Source organism: Paraburkholderia heleia NBRC 101817 (genome assembly GCF_000739775.1).
In the GTDB taxonomy this organism is placed as follows: domain Bacteria; phylum Pseudomonadota; class Gammaproteobacteria; order Burkholderiales; family Burkholderiaceae; genus Paraburkholderia; species Paraburkholderia heleia.
The window spans coordinates 20,530-39,770 of the sequence record NZ_BBJH01000020.1 but is presented as its reverse complement, the minus strand read 5'-3'; the positions used below and the strand labels follow the sequence as shown (position 1 = coordinate 39,770).

General features: G+C 60.3%; 16 protein-coding genes, 1 tRNA gene and 1 pseudogene. 3 read left to right on the top strand and 15 right to left on the bottom strand.

What is annotated here, in order from left to right; translation table 11 throughout:
• Positions 1-10 precede the first annotated feature (10 nt).
• Together BHE01S_RS17035 and BHE01S_RS17030 are read right to left on the bottom strand one after the other, a co-directional pair.
• A complete protein-coding gene (locus BHE01S_RS17035; RefSeq protein ID WP_042265958.1) occupies positions 11-379 on the bottom strand; it encodes a hypothetical protein in 369 nt (122 codons plus the stop codon).
• Between the two features lie 178 nt (positions 380-557).
• Positions 558-1,613, bottom strand: coding sequence for an oxidoreductase (locus BHE01S_RS17030; protein ID WP_042265957.1), 1,056 nt, complete (start codon positions 1,611-1,613; stop codon positions 558-560).
• 285 nt (positions 1,614-1,898) lie between these two features.
• Here BHE01S_RS17030 and BHE01S_RS17025 point away from each other — a divergent pair, with 285 nt between their 5' ends.
• Positions 1,899-3,989, top strand: a complete 2,091-nt coding sequence (locus BHE01S_RS17025; protein WP_042265955.1) for a UvrD-helicase domain-containing protein — start codon at positions 1,899-1,901, stop codon at positions 3,987-3,989.
• 90 nt (positions 3,990-4,079) lie between these two features.
• Here the strand turns inward: BHE01S_RS17025 and BHE01S_RS17020 are convergent, their stop codons facing one another.
• Positions 4,080-5,003 carry a c-type cytochrome gene (locus BHE01S_RS17020; protein ID WP_042265954.1) on the bottom strand — a complete coding sequence of 308 codons (924 nt, stop codon included), beginning with the start codon at positions 5,001-5,003 and terminating at the stop codon, positions 4,080-4,082.
• Positions 5,004-5,309: 306 nt separating this feature from the next.
• Between BHE01S_RS17020 and BHE01S_RS17015 the strand changes: the two genes are divergently transcribed.
• A tRNA-Arg gene (locus BHE01S_RS17015) sits at positions 5,310-5,385 on the top strand.
• 105 nt (positions 5,386-5,490) lie between these two features.
• Positions 5,491-5,652 carry a hypothetical protein gene (locus BHE01S_RS37850; protein WP_157025449.1) on the top strand — a complete coding sequence of 54 codons (162 nt, stop codon included), beginning with the start codon at positions 5,491-5,493 and terminating at the stop codon, positions 5,650-5,652.
• A gap of 30 nt (positions 5,653-5,682) precedes the next feature.
• Here the strand turns inward: BHE01S_RS37850 and rffA are convergent, their stop codons facing one another.
• The 12 genes and pseudogenes from rffA to BHE01S_RS16955 all read right to left on the bottom strand — a co-directional run bounded on the left by rffA (position 5,683) and on the right by BHE01S_RS16955 (position 19,022).
• Entirely contained in the window at positions 5,683-6,816 is a 1,134-nt protein-coding gene (rffA, locus tag BHE01S_RS17010) for a dTDP-4-amino-4,6-dideoxygalactose transaminase (protein ID WP_042265952.1), read from the bottom strand.
• A 9-nt stretch (positions 6,817-6,825) separates the two neighbouring features.
• The gene (locus tag BHE01S_RS17005; RefSeq protein WP_042265950.1) at positions 6,826-7,758 is read right to left on the bottom strand and encodes a glycoside hydrolase family protein; all 933 of its coding nucleotides are present in this window, start codon (positions 7,756-7,758) and stop codon (positions 6,826-6,828) included.
• Positions 7,755-8,420 (bottom strand): acetyltransferase, encoded by a 666-nt coding sequence (locus BHE01S_RS17000; protein WP_042265948.1) that lies wholly within the window; start codon positions 8,418-8,420, stop codon positions 7,755-7,757. Before BHE01S_RS17000 ends, BHE01S_RS17005 begins: the two co-directional genes overlap by 4 nt.
• On the bottom strand, positions 8,417-9,052 hold the full coding sequence (locus tag BHE01S_RS16995; protein ID WP_042265946.1) for a class I SAM-dependent methyltransferase: 636 nt from the start codon (positions 9,050-9,052) through the stop codon (positions 8,417-8,419). The genes BHE01S_RS17000 and BHE01S_RS16995 overlap by 4 nt, the downstream gene beginning before the upstream one ends.
• 13 nt (positions 9,053-9,065) lie before the next feature.
• On the bottom strand, positions 9,066-9,890 hold the full coding sequence (locus BHE01S_RS16990; protein ID WP_042265945.1) for a phytanoyl-CoA dioxygenase family protein: 825 nt from the start codon (positions 9,888-9,890) through the stop codon (positions 9,066-9,068).
• Positions 9,891-9,936: 46 nt separating this feature from the next.
• Positions 9,937-10,635 (bottom strand): WbqC family protein, encoded by a 699-nt coding sequence (locus BHE01S_RS16985; RefSeq protein ID WP_042265942.1) that lies wholly within the window; start codon positions 10,633-10,635, stop codon positions 9,937-9,939.
• Entirely contained in the window at positions 10,632-12,869 is a 2,238-nt protein-coding gene (locus BHE01S_RS16980; protein ID WP_084068937.1) for a glycosyltransferase family 4 protein, read from the bottom strand. Before BHE01S_RS16980 ends, BHE01S_RS16985 begins: the two co-directional genes overlap by 4 nt.
• A 69-nt stretch (positions 12,870-12,938) precedes the next feature.
• Positions 12,939-13,088: pseudogene (locus tag BHE01S_RS39990) on the bottom strand (IS701 family transposase); the annotation flags it as partial.
• A gap of 36 nt (positions 13,089-13,124) precedes the next feature.
• Entirely contained in the window at positions 13,125-15,518 is a 2,394-nt protein-coding gene (locus BHE01S_RS16970) for an O-linked N-acetylglucosamine transferase family protein (protein ID WP_042266135.1), read from the bottom strand.
• Between the two features lie 276 nt (positions 15,519-15,794).
• Positions 15,795-16,094, bottom strand: coding sequence for a flagellar protein FliT (fliT, locus tag BHE01S_RS16965; RefSeq protein WP_042265938.1), 300 nt, complete (start codon positions 16,092-16,094; stop codon positions 15,795-15,797).
• Between the two features lie 23 nt (positions 16,095-16,117).
• Positions 16,118-17,701 (bottom strand): flagellar filament capping protein FliD, encoded by a 1,584-nt coding sequence (gene fliD, locus BHE01S_RS16960; RefSeq protein WP_042265937.1) that lies wholly within the window; start codon positions 17,699-17,701, stop codon positions 16,118-16,120.
• Between the two features lie 145 nt (positions 17,702-17,846).
• Positions 17,847-19,022 carry a flagellin gene (locus tag BHE01S_RS16955; protein ID WP_042265936.1) on the bottom strand — a complete coding sequence of 392 codons (1,176 nt, stop codon included), beginning with the start codon at positions 19,020-19,022 and terminating at the stop codon, positions 17,847-17,849.
• Positions 19,023-19,241 lie beyond the last annotated feature (219 nt).

Here is a 19,241-nt window from a genome sequence, read left to right as displayed (position 1 = left end):
CGCGTAACGCTTATTCGCCGATGGCGCGAGCGGCGGTGTCGAGTTCCTGATTCAGCACGCGCTGCTCGTCGGGCGAGATGCCGCCGCCATGCTGCGCGGCCATGTCGTGCGCTTCGCCGCGGATCGTGTCGAGGCGGTGATGCAGCGCGCCGCCCTGGGGCGGCGGGTAGTAGCCCTGGCTCACGCGCATGTCGATACGGCGGCCCAGGTTGTCGATGCGGCTGTCGACCTGATGCAGGCGATCGACGGCGACTTCATGCGGATTCGGGCCGGGTGGGGGAGCGGGGCGCGGCGCCGGCTGGTTGACCACGCACGCGGCGAGCGTCGAGACGAGCGCGCCAGCGGCGATCAGGCGTAGAGCGTGGGTGTAGCGGGTCATTCAGACTCTCCTTTGTCTTGTCGTTGCTGCTTTTTTGTCCTGCATGTCCACAAACGTCCGGCGATTGCCGCGTGATGACCCCGCTGCGGCAACCAGATGTAACCATTTGTATGGACCTTTCAGCGGCGTCGGCGCAATGCAAGGTCGACGCCGCAGCCGAAAGTGCGTGCCGGCGCGCTCAGGACTGGCGCACGAACGCCAGCGTGCGACCGTCCTTCGCGCTTTGCATGGCGAGCTCGATGAGTGTCATGACGTCGATGGCGTCCTGCGGGCTTACCGGGAACGGTTTGCCTTCGCGGATCGCCGCGGCGAGCGCGCGGTACAGATCGGCGTAATTGCCGGCGGCGTTAGGCACTTCGAGATCGGCTTCCTGGCCGTCGTCGCGCAGCACGTGCAGGCGGCCCATCTCGTTGCCCGCGCCGAACCCGGGCTGACCCGGGCGCAGGCCGTCCTTGAGCTGATCTTCCTGGGTGTCGAGCCCGTTCTTCAGATAGCTGCCGCGCGTGCCGTGAATCGCGAAGCGCGGCGCGTACGCGGCGAGCGCGCTGGCGTGCAGCACGGCGTCGTGGTGCGGGTAGCGCAGCACGAGGTGCGCGTAATCCGGTGCGCTCGCGTTGTCGCGGCGCGTGTGGACAAACGCCGTGATCGACTCGGGCGCGCCGAAGAGCGCGAGCGTCTGGTCGATCAAATGGGGGCCGAGATCGTAGAGCAGGCCGCCGCCGCGCGTGGCGTCTTCGCGCCAGCGCTGCTTGACTTGCGGGCGGAAGCGGTCGAAATGCGATTCGTAGTGCGTGATGCGCCCGAGTTCGCCGCGGGCGATCAGCTCGCGCACGGTGAGGAAATCGCCGTCCCAGCGGCGGTTGTGGAACGGCGCGAACACGAGGCCGCGCTGCTTCGCGATGGCCGCGAGCGTGCGCGCTTGCTCGGCCGTGAGCGTGACCGGCTTGTCGACCAGCACGTGCTTGCCGCGCTCGAGCGTGCGGCGCGCGAGGTCGTAGTGCGTGTCGTTGGGCGTGGCGATCACGACGCATTCGATGGCGTCGACGGAGAGCAGCGCGTCGAGATCGGGCACGATCGCGGCGTCGGGATAGTCTGCCTGGGCGCGTTCGCCCTGGCTCGTGGCGATGGCCGCGAGTTGCGCGGCGCCGCTATGCGCGATCACGGGGGCGTGGAAGGTCTGGCCGGCGAAGCCGTAGCCCATCAGGCCGATTTGCAGCGGTTGCGGTGCAGTCATTTAGCGCATCCTTTTCCAGCGAGTGCGGGTGGCGGGAGCCCGGTATTGTGGCACGGCGCGTAAAACGTGCGGAACGAGGCGAGGGACGGATAAGCCGTGGCAAGAGGAACATCGGGGGCGCCATCGGCGTAGCGCTGTGCCGTGTTAACATCGCACCTCCCGCGTGAGAGGCTGCTGCGACGTTCGCACGCCTCGCGCCGTGCGGCGTCACGAAAGGCTACGCGCCTCGGCCGCACGCCTCCCGGCCGTACCACCCATTCCATCCGTTTTTCCAGTCCAGCAACGATGTCCGCAGGCCTCAATTCCGCCCAGAACGAAGCGGTGCGCTATCTCGACGGTCCCTGTCTCGTGCTCGCCGGCGCGGGCAGCGGCAAGACGCGTGTCATCACGCAGAAGATCGCGCACCTCATCGAAGCGAAAGGCTTCGAGCCGCGCCACATCGCGGCCGTCACCTTCACCAACAAGGCCGCCGCCGAAATGCGCGAGCGCGTGGGCAAGCTGCTCGAAGGCAAGACGCTCACGACGCCCGGCAAGGAAGGCCGCAAGGTGCCGACCAACCAGCTGACGGTCTGCACGTTCCACTCGCTGGGCGTGCAGATCCTGCGCCAGGAGGCGGAACACCTGGGCCTGAAGCCCCAGTTCTCGATCATGGATGCCGACGACTGCTTCGCCATGATCCAGGAGCAGGTGGGCTCGACGGACAAGGGCTTCATCCGCAAGATCCAGTCGATCGTCTCGCTCTGGAAGAACGGACTCGTCATGCCCGAGGAGGCGCTGGCCACGGCCTCGAACGAGGACGAGCACCAGGCGGCCATCGTCTACCGCAACTACATGGCGACGTTGCATGCCTATCAGGCGGTGGACTTCGACGACCTGATCCGCCTGCCTGCCGAGCTGTTCGCGAAGAACGAGCAGGTGCGCGACCGCTGGCAGAACAAGCTGCGCTACCTGCTCGTCGACGAGTACCAGGACACCAACGCCTGCCAGTACGAACTGCTGAAACTGCTGGCGGGCCCGCGCGCGGCGTTTACGGCCGTGGGCGACGACGATCAGGCCATCTATGGCTGGCGCGGCGCCACGCTCGAAAATCTTGCGCAACTCGGCAAGGACTTTCCGAAGCTGCACGTCATCAAGCTCGAGCAGAACTACCGCTCGACGGTGCGCATCCTCACGGCGGCAAACAACGTCATTGCGAACAATCCGAAGCTGTTCGAGAAGAAGCTGTGGTCCGAGCACGGCATGGGCGACACCATCACCGTCACGCCCTGCAACGACGAAGAGCACGAAGCCGAATCGGTCGTGTTCCGGCTTTCGGCGCACAAGTTCGAGCGGCGCGCGCAGTTCCGCGATTACGCGATTTTGTATCGCGGCAACTTCCAGGCGCGCATCTTCGAACAGGTGCTGCGCCGCGAGCGCATTCCCTACGTACTCTCGGGCGGCCAGTCGTTCTTCGACAAGGCCGAGATCAAGGACATCTGCGCCTACCTGCGCCTGATCGCCAATCACGACGACGATCCCGCGTTCATCCGCGCGATCACCACGCCGCGCCGTGGCGTGGGCAATACGACGCTCGAGGCGCTCGGCTCGTTCGCGGGCCAGGCGAAGGTGTCGCTGTTCGAGGCCGTGTACATGGGCGGCATCGAGGCGCGGCTTTCCGCGCGCCAGGTCGAGCCGATGCGCGTGTTCTGCGACTTCATGCAGCGCCTCGCCGAGCGCGCCCAGAAGGACCCGGCGACGGTCGTGCTCGACGACCTCATGGACGCGATTCATTACGAGGCGTATCTCTACGACGCCTTCGACGAGCGCCAGGCGCAGTCGAAGTGGCAGAACGTGCTCGAATTCCTGGAGTGGCTCAAGCGCAAGGGCACGAAGCCCGAGCCGGAGCCTGGCGAGGACAGCGAAGCGACCGGTTACGACAACGCCGACGGTCTCGCCGACACCGGCAAGAACCTCATGGGCCTGATCCAGACGGTCGCGCTGATGTCGATGCTCGAAGGCAAGGAAGAGGACCCGGACGCCGTGCGGCTTTCGACCGTGCACGCCTCGAAGGGGCTGGAGTATCCGCACGTGTTCCTGGTAGGCGTGGAAGAGGGGATCATGCCGCACCGCGGCGGCTCGGAAGACGATGTGATCGACGACGGGCGCATCGAGGAAGAGCGCCGCCTCATGTACGTGGCGATCACACGGGCGCAACGCAGCCTGCATCTGAACTGGTGCAAGAAGCGCAAGCGGGCGCGCGAGACCGTGGTGTGCGAGGCGTCGCGCTTCATTCCGGAAATGGGCCTGGACGATGCGCCGCCGCCGACTGCTGACGAAGCGCCGATGACGCCGAAGGACCGGCTGGCGAGTTTGAAGGCGTTGTTGCAGAAGGGGTGAGCCCGGCTATCCTCCGATCGAAAACACGAAGGGCCGCATCGACAATCGATGCGGCCCTTCGTGTTTTTGCGCGATGCGCGCGTGAGTCGCCTACTTCGCCGCGCTGACCATGTAATCGACGGCGGCCTTCACGTCGGCGTCCGAGGCGGTCGAGCCACCCTTGGGCGGCATTTGGCCCTTGCCATGCAGCGCGTAGTTGTAGATGGTGTCCATCGGGTCCTTGAGGCGTGGCGCCCAGTCGGCCTTGTTGCCGAATTTCGGCGCGCCCAGCACACCCGCGGCGTGACACGCCTGGCAAACCTGCTGATAGAGCGCCTTGCCCGCTTGCGAGGCATCGGCGCTCTGCGCGCCGCCGCCTGCCGCGGGAGCGGACGAGGCCTGCGGAATGGCCGCGATCGCCGCCGCAGCGGCTTGCGCCTGGGCGGCGTTCGCGTCGGCGGCCGACGCGCCCGAGGCCGGTGCAGCGGCCGCCGCGCCCGAAGCGGCATTGGCTGCATTGGCTGCGCCTGGCGCGGGCTTGGGCGGATCCTGGAAGTTCGCGCCGGCATGGTTCGCCATATAGGCGACGGCGAGGCCGATTTCGTAGTCGCTGTAGTCGTCGGGGCTCGTGCCGCCGCGCGGGGGCATCGCGCCCTTGCCGGAGAGCGCCGTTTTCCAGAGCGTGTCGAAGCCTTGGGCGATGCGCGGCGCCCAGTCGCCCGAGTTGCCGAACTTCGGCGCGCCGGCGGCGCCCGAGGCGTGGCACGCCGAGCAGACTGCCTGGAAGACCTGCTCGCCGGTCTTGTAGACGCGCGGCGCATTGGCGTCGCGCACGTTGACCTGCGCGACCGGCGCGATGCGCGCGGCGACCTGCTGGGCGGAGAGTTCGTCGGTACCCGCGCCGGTGCGCGTCGTGTTGTCGACGTAGTAGGCGAGCAGAACGATGATGGCGATGGGGACGGCAAACCCGGCGATGACAGCGGCGATCAGCTGGCCGGGCGTTTTGATCGGGGCTCCGTGGGGTGCTTCGCTCATGCTTGTCTCGACTCCCGTTGGTTTTATGGTGAGCGGTACAGCAGGACGGCAATGGCCATGCGGCAGATCAAACACCGACGATTATAGACGGAAGGGTTTGCGGCTGGTGGGCGGCCGTGGGCGTAGTTCAGCGGGCGTTTACCCGGAGCGGGAGGGCGGCGGCCTGCGCTGTTTTGCCGGATAGTGATGCGACCCTTGATAACCTGTGCGGTGGACGGTTTAATCGAAACCGGTTATTCTCTCGGTCTCCCTTCGGCGCTGCTTTCCCCGAGTTCTTCGGGCAGACGGCAGTGCCAGCAAGTCAACGCGCCCGTAGCTCAATGGATAGAGTACTGCCCTCCGAAGGCAGGGGTTGCTGGTTCGATCCCAGCCGGGCGCGCCAATAGCCGTAAGGCTTTCAGCGGTTTCCCCTCTTCGTCAAGCTCCGACATTGCAGCTAGATTGCAGCTAACTTCGGTGCCGGCAGCTCCGTCAGCGGCGTCACCCAATGCGCCAGGTGGTCAGCCGACAGGTGGGCGTATCGCTGCATCAGGTTGTGGTACGGACACTGCTTTTCGGCTTCGGTGAAGTAGCAGTCGGGGCCTTCATTGACGATCAGGCGGCCGTCACGCCAGGCGAGCCCGACGACGTTCGCGGCCTGCCGCAGTGAGAATGCAGCACAAATATCGCTGAAGCAGTATCAGGTCACGGCTTTCTTGAGAATGTTGACTACGTTCTGTTGATCGCTCTCTGCCATTCCAAACCAGAGCGGTAGCCGGATGAGCCGGTTTGCCCTGGACTCGGTTACCGCAAGCGAGCCATGCTTACGCCCATACCGCAGCCCCGCTGGTGAGGAATGTAGCGGTACATAGTGAAAGACAGCATCTACCCCGCTTTGGTGAAGTCCATCGAGAATACGCTGTCGCTCGGTCAGCGAATCAACCAACACGTAATACATGTGCGCATTATGCTGACAGTGCACGGGGACAATGGGGCGCCTTAGCACGCCTCTCGCTTCGAATCTTTCCAGCAATGAGTGATACCGCGCCCAGCTCTCCAGGCGCGTTGTCGTGATTTGCTCGGCCTCTTCCAGTTGCGCCCAAAGAAAAGCAGCGACGAGCTCTCCGGGCAGGAAAGACGAACCGATGGACTGCCAGGTGTACTTGTCAACCTGTCCACGGTAAAACTGGCTTCGATTGGTACCCTTTTCCCTAATGATTTCCGCGGCCTCGGCATGTTCCGGCCGATTGACCAGCAACGCACCGCCTTCGCCCGAGATAAGGTTTTTCGTCTCGTGAAAACTATAGGTCCCGAGGTCGCCGATGCTCCCCAGCGGTCGACCTTTGTATGTCGCCATGACCCCTTGTGCGGCGTCTTCCACAACCTTCAGATTGTGGCGCTGTGCGATAGCCATGATCACGTCCATTTCGCACGAAACGCCGGCATAATGAACCGGCACAATCGCGCGCGTACGCGGCGTGATCGCCGCCTCGATGAGGCGCTCGTCCAGATTGAGCGTGTCTTCCCGGATATCGACAAACACCGGAATACCGCCACGCAGTGCGAACGCGTTCGCAGTCGATACAAAGGTGTAAGACGGCATGATGATTTCATCACCCGGCTGGATATCGAGCAACAGCGCCGCCATTTCCAGCGCTGCAGTACACGAGTGGGTAAGCAGCGCTTTATCGCTGCCTGTCGTTGTTTCCAGCCAGGTATGGCATCGCTTGGTATACGGGCCATCACCGGCCAGTTTTCCATTGATGTGTGCCTGAGCAATATAGAATAGTTCTTTACCGCTCATGTGGGGCTGATTAAACGGAATTTTTCTCATTTTGTGACTTTAGTTTCGACGCAAGATCGCGAGTCCGAATCCAGTCGCTCCGAACCGGTCGCCGTTGTAAAGCATGTATCGTTCGCTTTTATGATCAAATACGTAGGGATACTCGACCATGTTGGCGTCCCAACCTTGAGATGACGGCTCTATGCGGACTTCATCGAGGGCGAGCGCCCAATTTTTTCCATCGGCGCTCTTTGCATATCCGATCTCGTACGGCGTGCCGCTACCGCTTCGATAGGAAAACCACATCTCATAGCCACCTTGCGAGCCAATGCACACGGTGGGACGAGAAAATGCCTGTGCCGTACCAAGTTGATGAGGTAGAACCTGACCGTGACGCGTCCACTGATTGCCGTCGTCGGACGTTGCATAGTTGATAACGTGGAGCATTTCTCCGTTACCGGCATCCCACGTCACAGTCGATCCGTACCACATCTGCAACCGACCGCCCTCGGCTTCCATCACCCAAGGATATGACAGGCTGACCGGATCACAGACATCCGAGCCCATCAACATTTCGACTCGACTCTCGTCGAGAAAAAGATCATCTGTGATGGCTACCCTGCCAATATCCCCGCGCCAATGGCCGCCTTCAGGGATTTGCCAGCCCATGAACAACATGTAGCGGATGCCGTCGGCCACGTAGCAATTGCCGATGCTCACTCCGGCAGCATAAAAGCTGCCCTGAGGGCCATGAGTCAAGAATGGCTCTCGATGCGTGGCAACAACCTCGCGCCGGACGACGTCGACATCAACCGCCCCCACAGACGAGCGATTCTGCGCATCCCTGCCGCTATAGAAGATGCGATAGACGTCACCGGTCAAGCGTAACGGAAGCGGATTGGCTGCGTGCGAACGTAGTTTGGGATGCTCGCCCTTCTCTGGCGGGCAGTAGATCAATCCTTGCTTCTCCCAACGTAGCAGGAGCCGGCTCATATGCTTTTCAGCCTTGTGCTGGGAACACGTGAGCGCTCCGTCGCTTGGCCGACGTAGACCCCTTCGGATTCGGCGTCGGCCAGAAGGATCGCGCCGGCACCTACTACGCATCGGTCGCCGACCTGAATATGATCGCGAAGCGTTGCATTGACGCCGATAAAACACTGCTCACCGATCTTTACGCCGCCAGAGACGACAATGTGCGACGCCACAAAGGTGTGATCGCCAATTTGCGAGTGATGCCCAATGTGATTACCGCTCCAAAGCGTCACATTGTTTCCGATCTGGGCAAACGGCTGGATCGTATTGTGTTCAAGAATGAAGCAATTCTCGCCAATTCGATCTGGGTCTGGCACGTACGCACGCGAGCTAACGTACCTGGCGATTCCGTAACGCATGGCTTTCGCCGCCAAATATTTTTCTTTGCGAATCGCGTTAAGTTTCGAATAGCTTAATGCGATGAAGATGTCGTACCGGTCAGCCGGATAAGTCGATGCCAGCGATTCGAACGGTACCACCGGGAGCCCGCAGAACACGGGCTGTTCGATCCAGTTCGCGTCGACGGTAAAAGCAACGACTTCGCGATCCGAGTCGTTCGTGAAGTAGAAGTGCGCCAGCTCAGCGATATCACCGGCGCCAAAAATCACCAAAGGCTTCTTCACGTTTTCTTCCTCACAAGGATTGTGAATTCGTACAGACCGTAATCGTGCAACAGTGCAACGTGAGGGGAATAACGACGTTTACAGAAATCAAACGCCCAAGCTGGGTCGGTGTAATAGAGATAGTCGCGCATTCGGTCTCGGTCGGAATACGACGTAAGACAATTGAACGAAAAACCTTCGCGACTGGATTCAGCGATCATATCGAGTGTCGCCTTTATGTAGGTGAGCCACTCTTCGTCCCTGCGTTGCATTCGCACATTGAAAATTCCGCTCGCCACGCTATATGCGGCCGGCTCGACCGGTCGGTCGGAAAGCAGAAACTTCGCATTGTCGACTTCGGAATGTCGACTCCGCGCTACGCCAATCATGTCGTCGCAGATATCCGTTCCGATATAACTGAAAGCGCGATGTTTCATCGACAGAAAGTCGTAATACGCACCGTATCCGCAGCCGATATCGTTGATCGAGAACGGGCGGCCGGTGTCGATGACACGGGAAAGCTGGACGAATCGCAAGGTCTGGCCTTCTTCGCCATTCCAGTCGACGCCGCGCGGGCTTTCGCCATGTTCGCTTAGCTTCCTGCTGTAGTAGTTCGCAACTTCTGCGTGAATCGTATCTTTACTACTGTTCATGTCTTTCCCCTGGCTACTGCCGCGACTCTCTTCGCGTTAGGTAAGCGTCGACGGATGGTGGCTCCTGATCATCGAATCCCAGGATCGCTTGTTCACGTGGCGTCAATACAGCTGAAGCCAGATTGGCCGGAATATTGATCTGCTGCTTGAAGTACGGGATGTTGAATACATGATTCACCGCGCGTCGTTGCAATGGTGAACTATTGATGCCACCACAGTGATACAGCATGCAGTCCAGCAGAATGAACGAACCGGCTTTGGCTTCAACCTGGAGTGCGTTGCGCCACACATAATCGTCACTCGGAAATTTCTCGGATTTGTGCGATGCGGGCAGAATATAGGTTGCGCCGTTTTGGCTTGTGAAGTCGTCAACGCAAAATAGAGCATTGACTGCGACCGGGCGCGAAGCGACAAAGTGCTGATATGGCAGATCCCTGTGCCATGCCGCTTGGCTGTATGCTTCTCCGGGCGGATTCACCAATGCGTTCTGCTGATTCAGAATGAACCTCCCGCTGATTGCGCACTTGAGCGTATCGAGCACTGCTGCGTTCAAGGCAAGATCGATGAATATCCGACTATCGTGCGTAAGCGGCGAGCGCACTGTATGAAATTCGTTCAGGCTACGCAGATGCTTTTCGCCGAAACGCTGAATGTAGGCGTGACGAACCCGTTCGAATTCCGCTCGCAACGCCTGCAGACTGGCTTCGTCGTATCCCGCATCGAGGATGGCATAGCCTAGCTCGCGGATACTCTCGGCTGCGAGTTCTGCTTCGGATGTCCCTTGGGCCTGTTCCAGGATGCCATAACGGGCGTTGGGTACAGTACGTTCGACGAACATGGTTCAGTTTTCCCGTTTTAGAACAGCGCGACGCGACAGTTGCGCGTCATACTGAGACATATTTCATGTATTGAGCCGATGATTTTCCGCAGTTAAACAGCAGATCCAGTATGGTCACGCCGTGCGTAAAGCTTCCCCACAACTGCGGATACTCGGGATAACCCGAATACTCGAACCATCGCAATTCGATGCCGGCGTCCAAAAAAAAGCTCTCGTCGATGTAATCTCTCGCGGCAGGCCCCGAGATGTACGTCTCACCATTGACTTGCATGCACAGATCGGCGAGTCGCTGAGTTTTTCCGTCCGCCAAGACGTAGTCCGATGAACTCGAAATATGAGTTCCAATACCCAAATATCTGCAAATCGCGCCTATCAAGCCTCTGTTTAAGTCCGATAGCCTTGCGAAGGAATTTTCCTCGTAGAACGGCGAAAGCCAGCGGGAAATTTCTCCGAAGTGCGGAGCCCGGCGGTAATTCTGCATTAGCGCTTTCCAATGATTGGCAGCCCATGGCGTATCGCTATCGATCTCTGTTTCATTGATTTTCTGATCGTAGCGGCCCTTGACGCGCACGGGTACCGTCAGCCACTGAACGCCTTGTGGTGTCTTAATCTGGTTGCGGTTACGCCAATCGCGTCGCGTATATTGCATGTCGTCGTAGAGGATGAACTCATCGACGGCCGCTATCATGTCGAAATATCCTTTCCACGGAATGTAGTTGGATTGGACGATGGCGACCTTTTTCATTGACGTTGAATCCCTGCCTGAACTGATCCCGCCTCTGTCACGAGTGCCCAGTCGAATGTCGGCAGCGCAAGTAGTTGAGCCGTTGCTGCCGCGTATTCTTGTAAATCGGCCGCTTTCAGGTACCTCAATTTTGTAGTCCATTCCGGCAGAGCGTCCTGCTGCATAGTGAGCACGACCCGGATCAAATCCTTGTAGGGCGTGGAGTCGATATAACCAAAAGTCTGATCTATATGGTTTCCACGTCCGTCAGGATCGAGAATGAGTACGCCACGCACAACCGCCAGCTCGTTAGCCGTTTGCGACGGCGGTGTGGGTTGCCCGCCCAAAGCCGTCGCCAGCGCGTTTTGCAGGGACGCGGGCAATTCACGCAATGCATGCAATCTGCGAACTTTTGCTTGTGCCGTGTAAGCCAGTTGCCTACGCAATACCGGTGCTTCAATCAACTTGCCGATGGCATCAACCCAGTCTTGTTCCGTATCGTTCACCAACAACCCGTCATAACCGTTTTGAATTACGGCGCAAAATGCCGCGCGTGCGCTCGCGATCGTGGCGAGACCGGCTGCGGAGAACTCCAGATACGCAACCGTTGAGCCGCTTTCATTAAAAGCCGTATTTTCGAGCGGAACCAGGCAGGCATCGAGTTCAAGTTCGCGCAATTGACGGGCGCGCGACTCAAGCGTCGGCGCTATCTTGACAAACGTGGCACCAGTCGAGGCAACCCAACCCGCCGGAGGCGTCTCGCCCACTAGCGTGAAGTTAATCCGGTCGCCGTAACGAGCCTGAATTTTATGGATCACCTTATCAAGCAACGCAAAATTCGATGGTTCAAGCGAGTTACCGAATACGCCGATACGAACGGCAGGAGTAGCAGCGCGTACGGGACATTCGAATAGCTCAAATTCGACCAAACTGGGTACGACATGCACCCGTGAGGATAGTGAACGATAGACCTCGGCCAATTGCTCGTTGGCTACGATAACTGCATCCGCGTGCTGCAACGTATATTCGATCGAGGTCTGGAAGTTATCACTTTGACGACCTGGTGGGACATCGAAGCGCGTGTCGGTATCGTAGACAATCGGAGCGCCCAAAGCGAACAACTGTTTCAAGGTATCGATCGAGAATATGCCGGCGATTGCCCGCTGAAGCACGATCAGTTGAGGTGGGTTCTCCAAATCGAGCGTTACCTGGCCATCCTGTAGACCCGAGATGACCTCCCAGTTTTGCGGTGCGAAGCCAAGTGGCTTGATAATGCGCATGAGCGGTGCGGTGGCGCCCACTGGATCAGCTGACATCAAGACAACGCGCTTTTTCACTTCGACGTTGGTGACCGGCGTAATTTGCAGGGGAGCCGCTTTACGCACATGCTGCTGAGTCCGATCGATGAATGCTTCAAGTTCGCGCAGGAACGATTGATTAACCTGCTCGTAAATTTCCGGGACGCGGTTTATCGTGCGCCGCGCGTGTTCGATCTGTTCGGGCGAATTGCCCCATGCGGACCCGACATCCGTCAGGTAGCTAGGCGGGAGCATGTCAAGCATGACATTATTCGGCAGATAAACTACCGGGCATCCGCATAGCATCGCTTCATAGCAGGCTGTCGAGGGCTCATACGTGTAGAGGAGTTCGGCTGACCGATAAAGCTCAGCGAGCTGTTCCGGCGTACGCCGAAACACACGAAATGAAATTTCAGTAAATCCTTCCGTTATTGGGCTGAGTTGTCCCCCACGGCGCAAATAGCGGTTAATGAATAGAAGACTTCCGGAACGCTTCGTATCATCAACGCCGTCCCGGTTATAGACGCTCGTATTGATGAGCGGCAACTGAAGAAGCTCCACACGCATGCCAGGCGGAACAACACAGCTTCCATGCGCATAAATGAGGTCATCGGCGCCCCACATATATTCTTTTTGGTGCAGAAAGCCTGGTATATTCAGCAGGTAACGTACGACGCATCTGGCGTCGGAAGGATTGCCGCTCACCACTTCAGGATATACGGTAATCGGCTCGCGATTTTCAAGGCGATGACGCGCAACGTCCTTGACGGAGAGCGTGGGCGTGCGCAGACCGGGAGAAACCGTATCGGTCGTGACGTACGCTTCCTCACCTGCCAGATTGAGTGCATGGCACAGATAGTGCATGGCACGAATGCCGCCGGATGCCGATGTGAACGCCGGCGCATGGATATAGTACGGCGAATTGAGTTTCGCAAATAATTGCAGCTGGCGATTCATGAGTTTCTACTTTGCCAGGAAGGCATGTGTCAATCAAAAGGTCGCTAAAGGCGCTTGGCTTTCTGCCGGACGAGTCGTCATGTACTCCCGTGGCAAAAATCGGTTGATGGCATCGTGGCTCACGTTGCCAACGTGCTCGCCAAAATTGGTTAGCATGCAGTTGGTTGCGCTCGTCAGCAGGCACTGGCAGTAGCCAAGGTGGATCAAGTGTTTGCTGATGCGACGGTACGATACGCATTCGCCAAGCCCGCTGCGTTAGCCGGAGTTCGTAACGTTTAGTGTGGCGCACTGCTCTGGCAACATGTTTACCGGGTCGTTCACGGCAGCGGGCGCGGCGTTGGCCTCGACCTCGAAATGCTCAGGCGCAAGCCCGTCGCACCAGCGCTGCCACATGGTGCGCAGCGCACGCGACGCGGCGTTGGCGATCATGCTTGCGCTGATGATGGGCGATTGTTTGCAGTGCTCGCGCAGTTCGCGGCGTACCGTCGCGAGCGCGTCGAGGTCGTTGGCTAGGGCGACGCACTTACTTACGAAGTCGTCCTTGTCGCTCGCGACGAACGCCTCGTCGAGCCCGAGGTGCGAGAGCCACCCCGTGCTGCCACGGCTTGCCATCGAAACACCGGGCAAGGTCACCGTGGGCACGCCCATCCACAGGGCGTGCATGGTCGTGGTCGACCCGGCGAATGGGAACGCGTCGAGACAGACATCAACCTGCTGGTGCTGTTGCAAATAGACATCGGTACCCTTGCGCTGCATGAAGCTGATGCGGCTCACGTCGGTGCCTTCGCTTTCGAACAGCTTGGCCACTCTGTTCATTTGTTCGATCGACGTGATTGCGCCGATGAGCATGCGCGAATTCGGTATCTCGCGAAGCACGTGTGCCCAGAGCGCCACGACTTCCGGCCCGACCTTAACCAGGCGACTGAAGCTGCCAAACGTCACGAAGCCGTTTTTCAAGGCAGGCAGCTCGTTCACGGCCGGCGCCTGTTCGTTCGGCTTGAATGGCGCGAGAGCTGGCAGGAACACGAGCTTTTCCGTGAAACGGCTGGCGAACTGCTCGAGCGGTGTGACAAATCGGTCCGAGATGTAATAGTCAATGGACGTCAGGCCGGTCGTGGCCGGATTGCCGATCCAGCTTACCTGGACGGGCGCGGGCTTGTGCGCGAAGGCCACGAGACGATTGCGGCCGGTATGGCCGGACAGGTCGATCAGGATATCGATGCCATCATCGCGGATTTTCCGCGCGACGGCGGCGTCGGTCATGCCGAAGATTGCGTGCCACCCGTGCGCGTGCTCCCGGATCTGCTTCGTGAAAGCGTCGGTGACCACGTAATTCGAATAGACGTGCAGCGACAGGCTTGTGTCGCGCGCCAGATGCTCGATGATCGACTGGAAGAAATAGGCGACCGGGTGATTGATCAGGTCGCCCGAAACGAAGCCGATCCGCAGACGCCGCGCCGGATTACGAACATTGGTGTACTCCGAACGCTGCGCACGCAGGGGGGGTTCCTGGCGTTTCCCGAATTCGCTGAACTCTGCGAATGCGCTTGCGGCATCGAGATCGGTCTGGTGCATCAGGCAGAACAGCAGGTTGCTGTGCGTTGCCGCCTGCATTGGCGCGAGTGCGAGTGCCTTGCGAAAGGCACGTTGCGCCTCATCGTACTGGCCATCTTCGGTCAGCGCATTTGCAAGCGCGTCGAGTTCGAGAGCGTCATCTGGTGCCAGTTCCACGGCGCGGCGTATCTGGAGGATGCCCTCGCCGGCTCGGCCCATTGTCAGCAGGGCGGCACCCATTGTGCGATGCAGTGCTGCACTCTCGGGATGCTTTTCGAGTGCTTGGCGGCAGTGGGCTACGGTTCGCTGGGACTGGCGCGTGACATATAGCGCGTCAGCCAGCATGATCTGTGCGAGGAGATTGTCAGGCAGCAGGGCGGCGGCCCGCTCGGCCGACGCCACGGACTCCGCATACTCGCCCGCGCGCCGCAAGGCGTGCGTGAGGATAGTCCAGCATTCGCCGTGCGACGGGTTTTGCTTCGCCAAGCGACGGGCAACTTTCAACGCTGCTTCGGTTTTTCCGCCGTTGAAGAGATCTGAAAACTTGCGCAACTCTGTCGCGCTTGCGCGGCGCGGGTCGAATTTCGCTGCAGGCGTGTCTGGCGCGTCCAGCTTCGGCTTATCTTCGGTTGTGGCGGCGGCGGGCGACACCCCAAGCGAGGGCTCTGGCGCTGCTAGGGCGTCACGCTGAGGCAGACGAGCGCGCAACGTATCGACGGCGTCTGCGGGAACGCCGCCTTGCCGCGCCAGGTCGAGTGCCATCCGCGCGGCTTCGAACTGGTTGCTCGCGGTGAGGGCGTTGAAGTAGTAGACCCAGAGTTGCGCGAAGTTCGGCGTATGGCCGAGCACCGCTTCGAAGTGCGGCACGGCCTCGGCCGGCCGGTCCGTCTGCATATACAGCACGCCGATGTGGTAATTGGCGTCGACGTGATCGCGATCCGCCTCCAGCACGATGCTGTAGAGCGCTTCGGCTTCGTCGTATTCCTGCTTGCGATGATGTTCGATCCCGGCTTCCATGACGAGCTGGATGTCGCTCCGCATTTGCGATTGGGGGGCGAGCGCGGTGGGTTCGGTCGAGGGGAGGAAAGCGGTCATGACGAAGGCGTGCTTGCGCCGCAAGTAACGAAAGTAGGCCAATTATCGAGGGCGCTCACTCGGGACGAATTGCCGAGTTGACGTCAAAACGCCCGCCAATTCGATGGGGTAAGCGAGGGGCGGAGATGGGGGCGGGGTGGCCGGACATCGCGGCCGAACGCGAGCGAAGACGGTGCCCAAAAGAAAAGCCCGCACGAGGCGGGCCGAGGTACGCATATGCACCCCGATGGTGCATTGGTTGGTTGTTATTTCGTAAAGCTTTGCGAAGCCCGAACTTCAGAACTGCGCAACGCGCTGATACTGGTTCACGTTGCGCGTTGCCTGCATGGCCGTCCGGTACTCGGCGCCGAGCGTGTTTTGTGCCGACTCTGCCGCTGCGGCGACGCGCGCATCGATGGCGTGAACCTGCCTGAGCACGTCGAGCGCGGCGCCCGTTTGCTTCGCTGAGAGCGACATGAGAAGGGGAGAGCGCTCGTCTGCAAGCTCGGCCGCCTTTTCCCATTCGCCAACGGCTGCCGCCTGCTCGATGTCCTTCGTGATCTGCCAGATGCGATCGATGGGCGCTGCGAATTCCATGTCGTCTCTCCTGCTGGATGCGCTCAGCTCTTGTTGGTGGCCAGCGCGCCTGCGCTGTTGGTGCCGCCGAAGAGCTGCGTGAGGTACTGCTGGTTGCTGTTCATCGTCGCCATCAGCGTGTTGAGCGCGGTGAACTGTGCGGTGTACATGCTGGTGAGCTGCGACTGGTAATCGGCGAGATTCGATTGCTGCGTCGAAAGGTTTGTCAGGTCGGTCTGGATCGCGTTGGTCCGCGTCGTGATGACGCCCGTGCTCGACGTATAGCTCGTGATGTTGTTGTTCAACTGCGCGGCCACGCCGTTGGTCGAATTGAACAGCGCCGCTACGGTCGACTGATTATTCTGCAGTGCCGTGTTCAGCGTATCATTGTCGACCGAAAGCGAGCCGTCGGAATTCAGCGTGACGCCGATCGAAGCAAGGCTCGTCGTGGTGTTGCCGCTCTTCACGCCCGTTGCCACGATCGTCGCGAGCTGGTTCTGAATCATGTTCAGCGTCGAGTCGCCGAGCAGCACGCCTTGCGACGTCGAGGTCGAGCTGAACGACGTGAGCGTGGCCATCGTCGTCACGAGCGTGTTGTACAGCGTGACGAAATTGTTGATCGCGCTGGATTCGGCGCTCGTGTTCTGCGAAACCGTGAGGGTTTGTGCCCCGCTGCCCGTGCTCGACGTGTCGACGGCCGCTGCGGTGAGGTTCAGCGTGACGCCCGACAATGCGGAAGTCACGGTGTTCGTCGAACTGGTGGCACCGGTGCCGTCGATCGTGAAATAGGCGTCCTGTGCGGCCGTGGACTGTGTCCAGTTGGTCGTGCTGGAGATCGTCGACTGGTTGGCGGTGAGGTTCGCGGAAGTCGCGCTCGAGCTCGTGATCGCCGTACCTGATGTAGTCGTCACGGCGAGGTTGTTCACTGCGTCGCTAGAATTCGAATCGCTGATGGCGATGCTGATGCCGTTCTGCGAACCGGTCGACGTCGAGTGCAGCACGAGGTGCGCGCCGTCGGCGCCGTTGACGACCGTTGCCGTCACGCCCGGATTGTTGGTCGCCGAGTTGATCGCCGACGCAATGCCTGCGACGGTGCTGTTGGAGTTATTAAGCGAAATCGTGGTGCTGGCGCCGTTGACGGTAAGCGTCATCGTGGCCGCCCCCCCTGATCCGACGAGCGCAGTGGTGGCGCCGTAGCCCGTCGAAGTGAGCACCTGAGCCTGCGCTACCTGCTTGACGTCGAGCGAATACGTGCCTGCCGCCGCGCCGCTGCCCGCGGAGGCCGTAATGCCCGTGCCGCTCATCGTCGTGCTGAACGCATTGAGGGTCGTGCCGTCCGAGAGCGGCGAGAGGCCTGCCTGAAGTGCGGAAAGCGCGGCGGAAAGCGCGCCGTACGCGGAGATTTCGGTGTTGTCCTGCGTCTGTTCGGCACTGATCGTGGCGGCCTGGCCGGCGATCTTGGCGTTGACGAGCGCCGTGACGAGCGAATTCACGTCCATCGACGTGTTGCCGGTCGAACCGCTGACGATCGACTGAGCGGCTTGCTGCAAAGCGGCATTGCTCGCTGCAGTCGTAGCGGCGACGCTACTTGCAATCGTGCTGGCTGTCGAGCTGGATACGGTGGACATGAAGGGGCTCCGTGCGTCGGCGTTGCAGTGTGAATCGATTCAGCTTTGGGAAACGCCAATCGGGAGGCGATCCTCCCGATTGGCTTGCGTTGCGCTCACGGGTATGGCGGCCGGGCACGCAACGCTTGGGCTAGAGAAGCTCGTATTACTGGAGGAGCTTCAGGATCTGCTGCGGCTGCGAGTTAGCTTGTGCGAGCACCGAGATACCCGCTTGCTGCAGCACTTGCGCCTTCGAGAGGTTCGCCGTTTCTTCCGCGAAGTTGGCGTCCTGGATCGACGACTGGGCGGTCGACAGGTCGGTCGACTGGGCTTGCTGCGTCGTGCCGATTGCCGTGAAGCGGTTCTGTGCTGCGCCGAGCGTTGCTTGCAGGTTGTTCAGGGTGTTCAGCGCGTTGTCGATCGACTCCATGGCCATGCTTGCGCCGCTTGCCGTGCTGATGTCGACGTTTGCGACATCCGTCGGCGAGTTGTAGGCCTTGATCTGGGACGCCACAGCGGTGGCAGCAGCCGAGCCGGCCGAGCCAGCATCCGCGATGACGGTGGTGGAACTGAGCGCGACCGCGGTGCCCGAGCCCAGAATGACGCCGTTGCCGTTGGCGTCGGCGGTGACTCCGGCGCCGAACACGGCGCTGACTGCGGTGCTATTGATTGCCTGGTTGTTCTGGTCCGTGAACGTGAAGCCGCCGCTGCCGTCGGAGACAACGTTGATCGAGGTGATGGTTCCCGCCCCGGCCGCGGCGGTTGCACCAGCCGAGCTCAGGCTCAGGCCGCTGAACGTGCCGAGCGTCTGGCCAGCTTGCGGCACGCCGCTGCCGATCGAAGCGGCGGACATGTTTTGCGTCAGGCTCAGGCTGATCGTTTGACCGACGTTCGCGCCAACCTGGAACGACACGTTACCGAGCGAACCGTTCAGCACGTTCATGCCGTTGTACGTCGTTTGCGACGCGATACGGTTGATTTCCGAAACTTGCTGGTTGACTTCCTGCTGCAGTGCCGCGCGGTCGTCTGCGGTCATCGAGCCGTTGGCCGCTTGCGTGGCCAGCTGGCGGATACGCTGCAGGCTGCTCGTCAGCGACGAGAGGCCGCTCGATGCCGTTTGAACCAGCGAAACGCCATCGTTCGAGTTCGACACACCTTGATTCAGACCGTTGATCTGGGTCTGCATGATGTTCGAGATCGCGAGGCCTGCTGCATCGTCAGCTGCGCTGTTGATGCGCTTACCCGACGACAGGCGCGTGATCGCTTGCGACAGCGCGCTGCCCGAGCCCGTCAGGTTCTGTTGCGCGACGAGCGAGTTGATGTTGCTGTTAATTCCGAGCATGGAAATTCTCCTAAGCGGGCTGAAAGCCCGTTACAAGCCACTATGGCCGCGGCGGGTGCAATCTTTCATTGCTGGCCGCCTCAGTGAAGGTTGTCGGCGTGGGTAAGAAAAACTTGAGGGGAAGCACAGACAATCGAGACCTCAATTGCGCAGCGCATAAAAATTCTGTCGCGCTGCGGTGTGCTTGCCGCTCCTTCCCGCACCTACGACTGCGTAATG

Bases quoted from the DNA above. Each gene is read 5' to 3' on its own strand.
- BHE01S_RS17035 (WP_042265958.1), bottom strand. From the start codon at position 379: ATGACCCGCTACACCCACGCTCTACGCCTGATCGCCGCTGGCGCGCTC.
- BHE01S_RS17030 (WP_042265957.1), bottom strand. From the start codon at position 1,613: ATGACTGCACCGCAACCGCTGCAAATCGGCCTGATGGGCTACGGCTTC.
- BHE01S_RS17025 (WP_042265955.1), top strand. From the start codon at position 1,899: ATGTCCGCAGGCCTCAATTCCGCCCAGAACGAAGCGGTGCGCTATCTC.
- BHE01S_RS17020 (WP_042265954.1), bottom strand. From the start codon at position 5,003: ATGAGCGAAGCACCCCACGGAGCCCCGATCAAAACGCCCGGCCAGCTG.
- BHE01S_RS37850 (WP_157025449.1), top strand. From the start codon at position 5,491: ATGCGCCAGGTGGTCAGCCGACAGGTGGGCGTATCGCTGCATCAGGTT.
- rffA (WP_042265952.1), bottom strand. From the start codon at position 6,816: ATGAGAAAAATTCCGTTTAATCAGCCCCACATGAGCGGTAAAGAACTA.
- BHE01S_RS17005 (WP_042265950.1), bottom strand. From the start codon at position 7,758: ATGAGCCGGCTCCTGCTACGTTGGGAGAAGCAAGGATTGATCTACTGC.
- BHE01S_RS16995 (WP_042265946.1), bottom strand. From the start codon at position 9,052: ATGAACAGTAGTAAAGATACGATTCACGCAGAAGTTGCGAACTACTAC.
- BHE01S_RS16990 (WP_042265945.1), bottom strand. From the start codon at position 9,890: ATGTTCGTCGAACGTACTGTACCCAACGCCCGTTATGGCATCCTGGAA.
- BHE01S_RS16985 (WP_042265942.1), bottom strand. From the start codon at position 10,635: ATGAAAAAGGTCGCCATCGTCCAATCCAACTACATTCCGTGGAAAGGA.
- BHE01S_RS16980 (WP_084068937.1), bottom strand. From the start codon at position 12,869: ATGAATCGCCAGCTGCAATTATTTGCGAAACTCAATTCGCCGTACTAT.
- BHE01S_RS16970 (WP_042266135.1), bottom strand. From the start codon at position 15,518: ATGACCGCTTTCCTCCCCTCGACCGAACCCACCGCGCTCGCCCCCCAA.
- fliT (WP_042265938.1), bottom strand. From the start codon at position 16,094: ATGGAATTCGCAGCGCCCATCGATCGCATCTGGCAGATCACGAAGGAC.
- fliD (WP_042265937.1), bottom strand. From the start codon at position 17,701: ATGTCCACCGTATCCAGCTCGACAGCCAGCACGATTGCAAGTAGCGTC.
- BHE01S_RS16955 (WP_042265936.1), bottom strand. From the start codon at position 19,022: ATGCTCGGAATTAACAGCAACATCAACTCGCTCGTCGCGCAACAGAAC.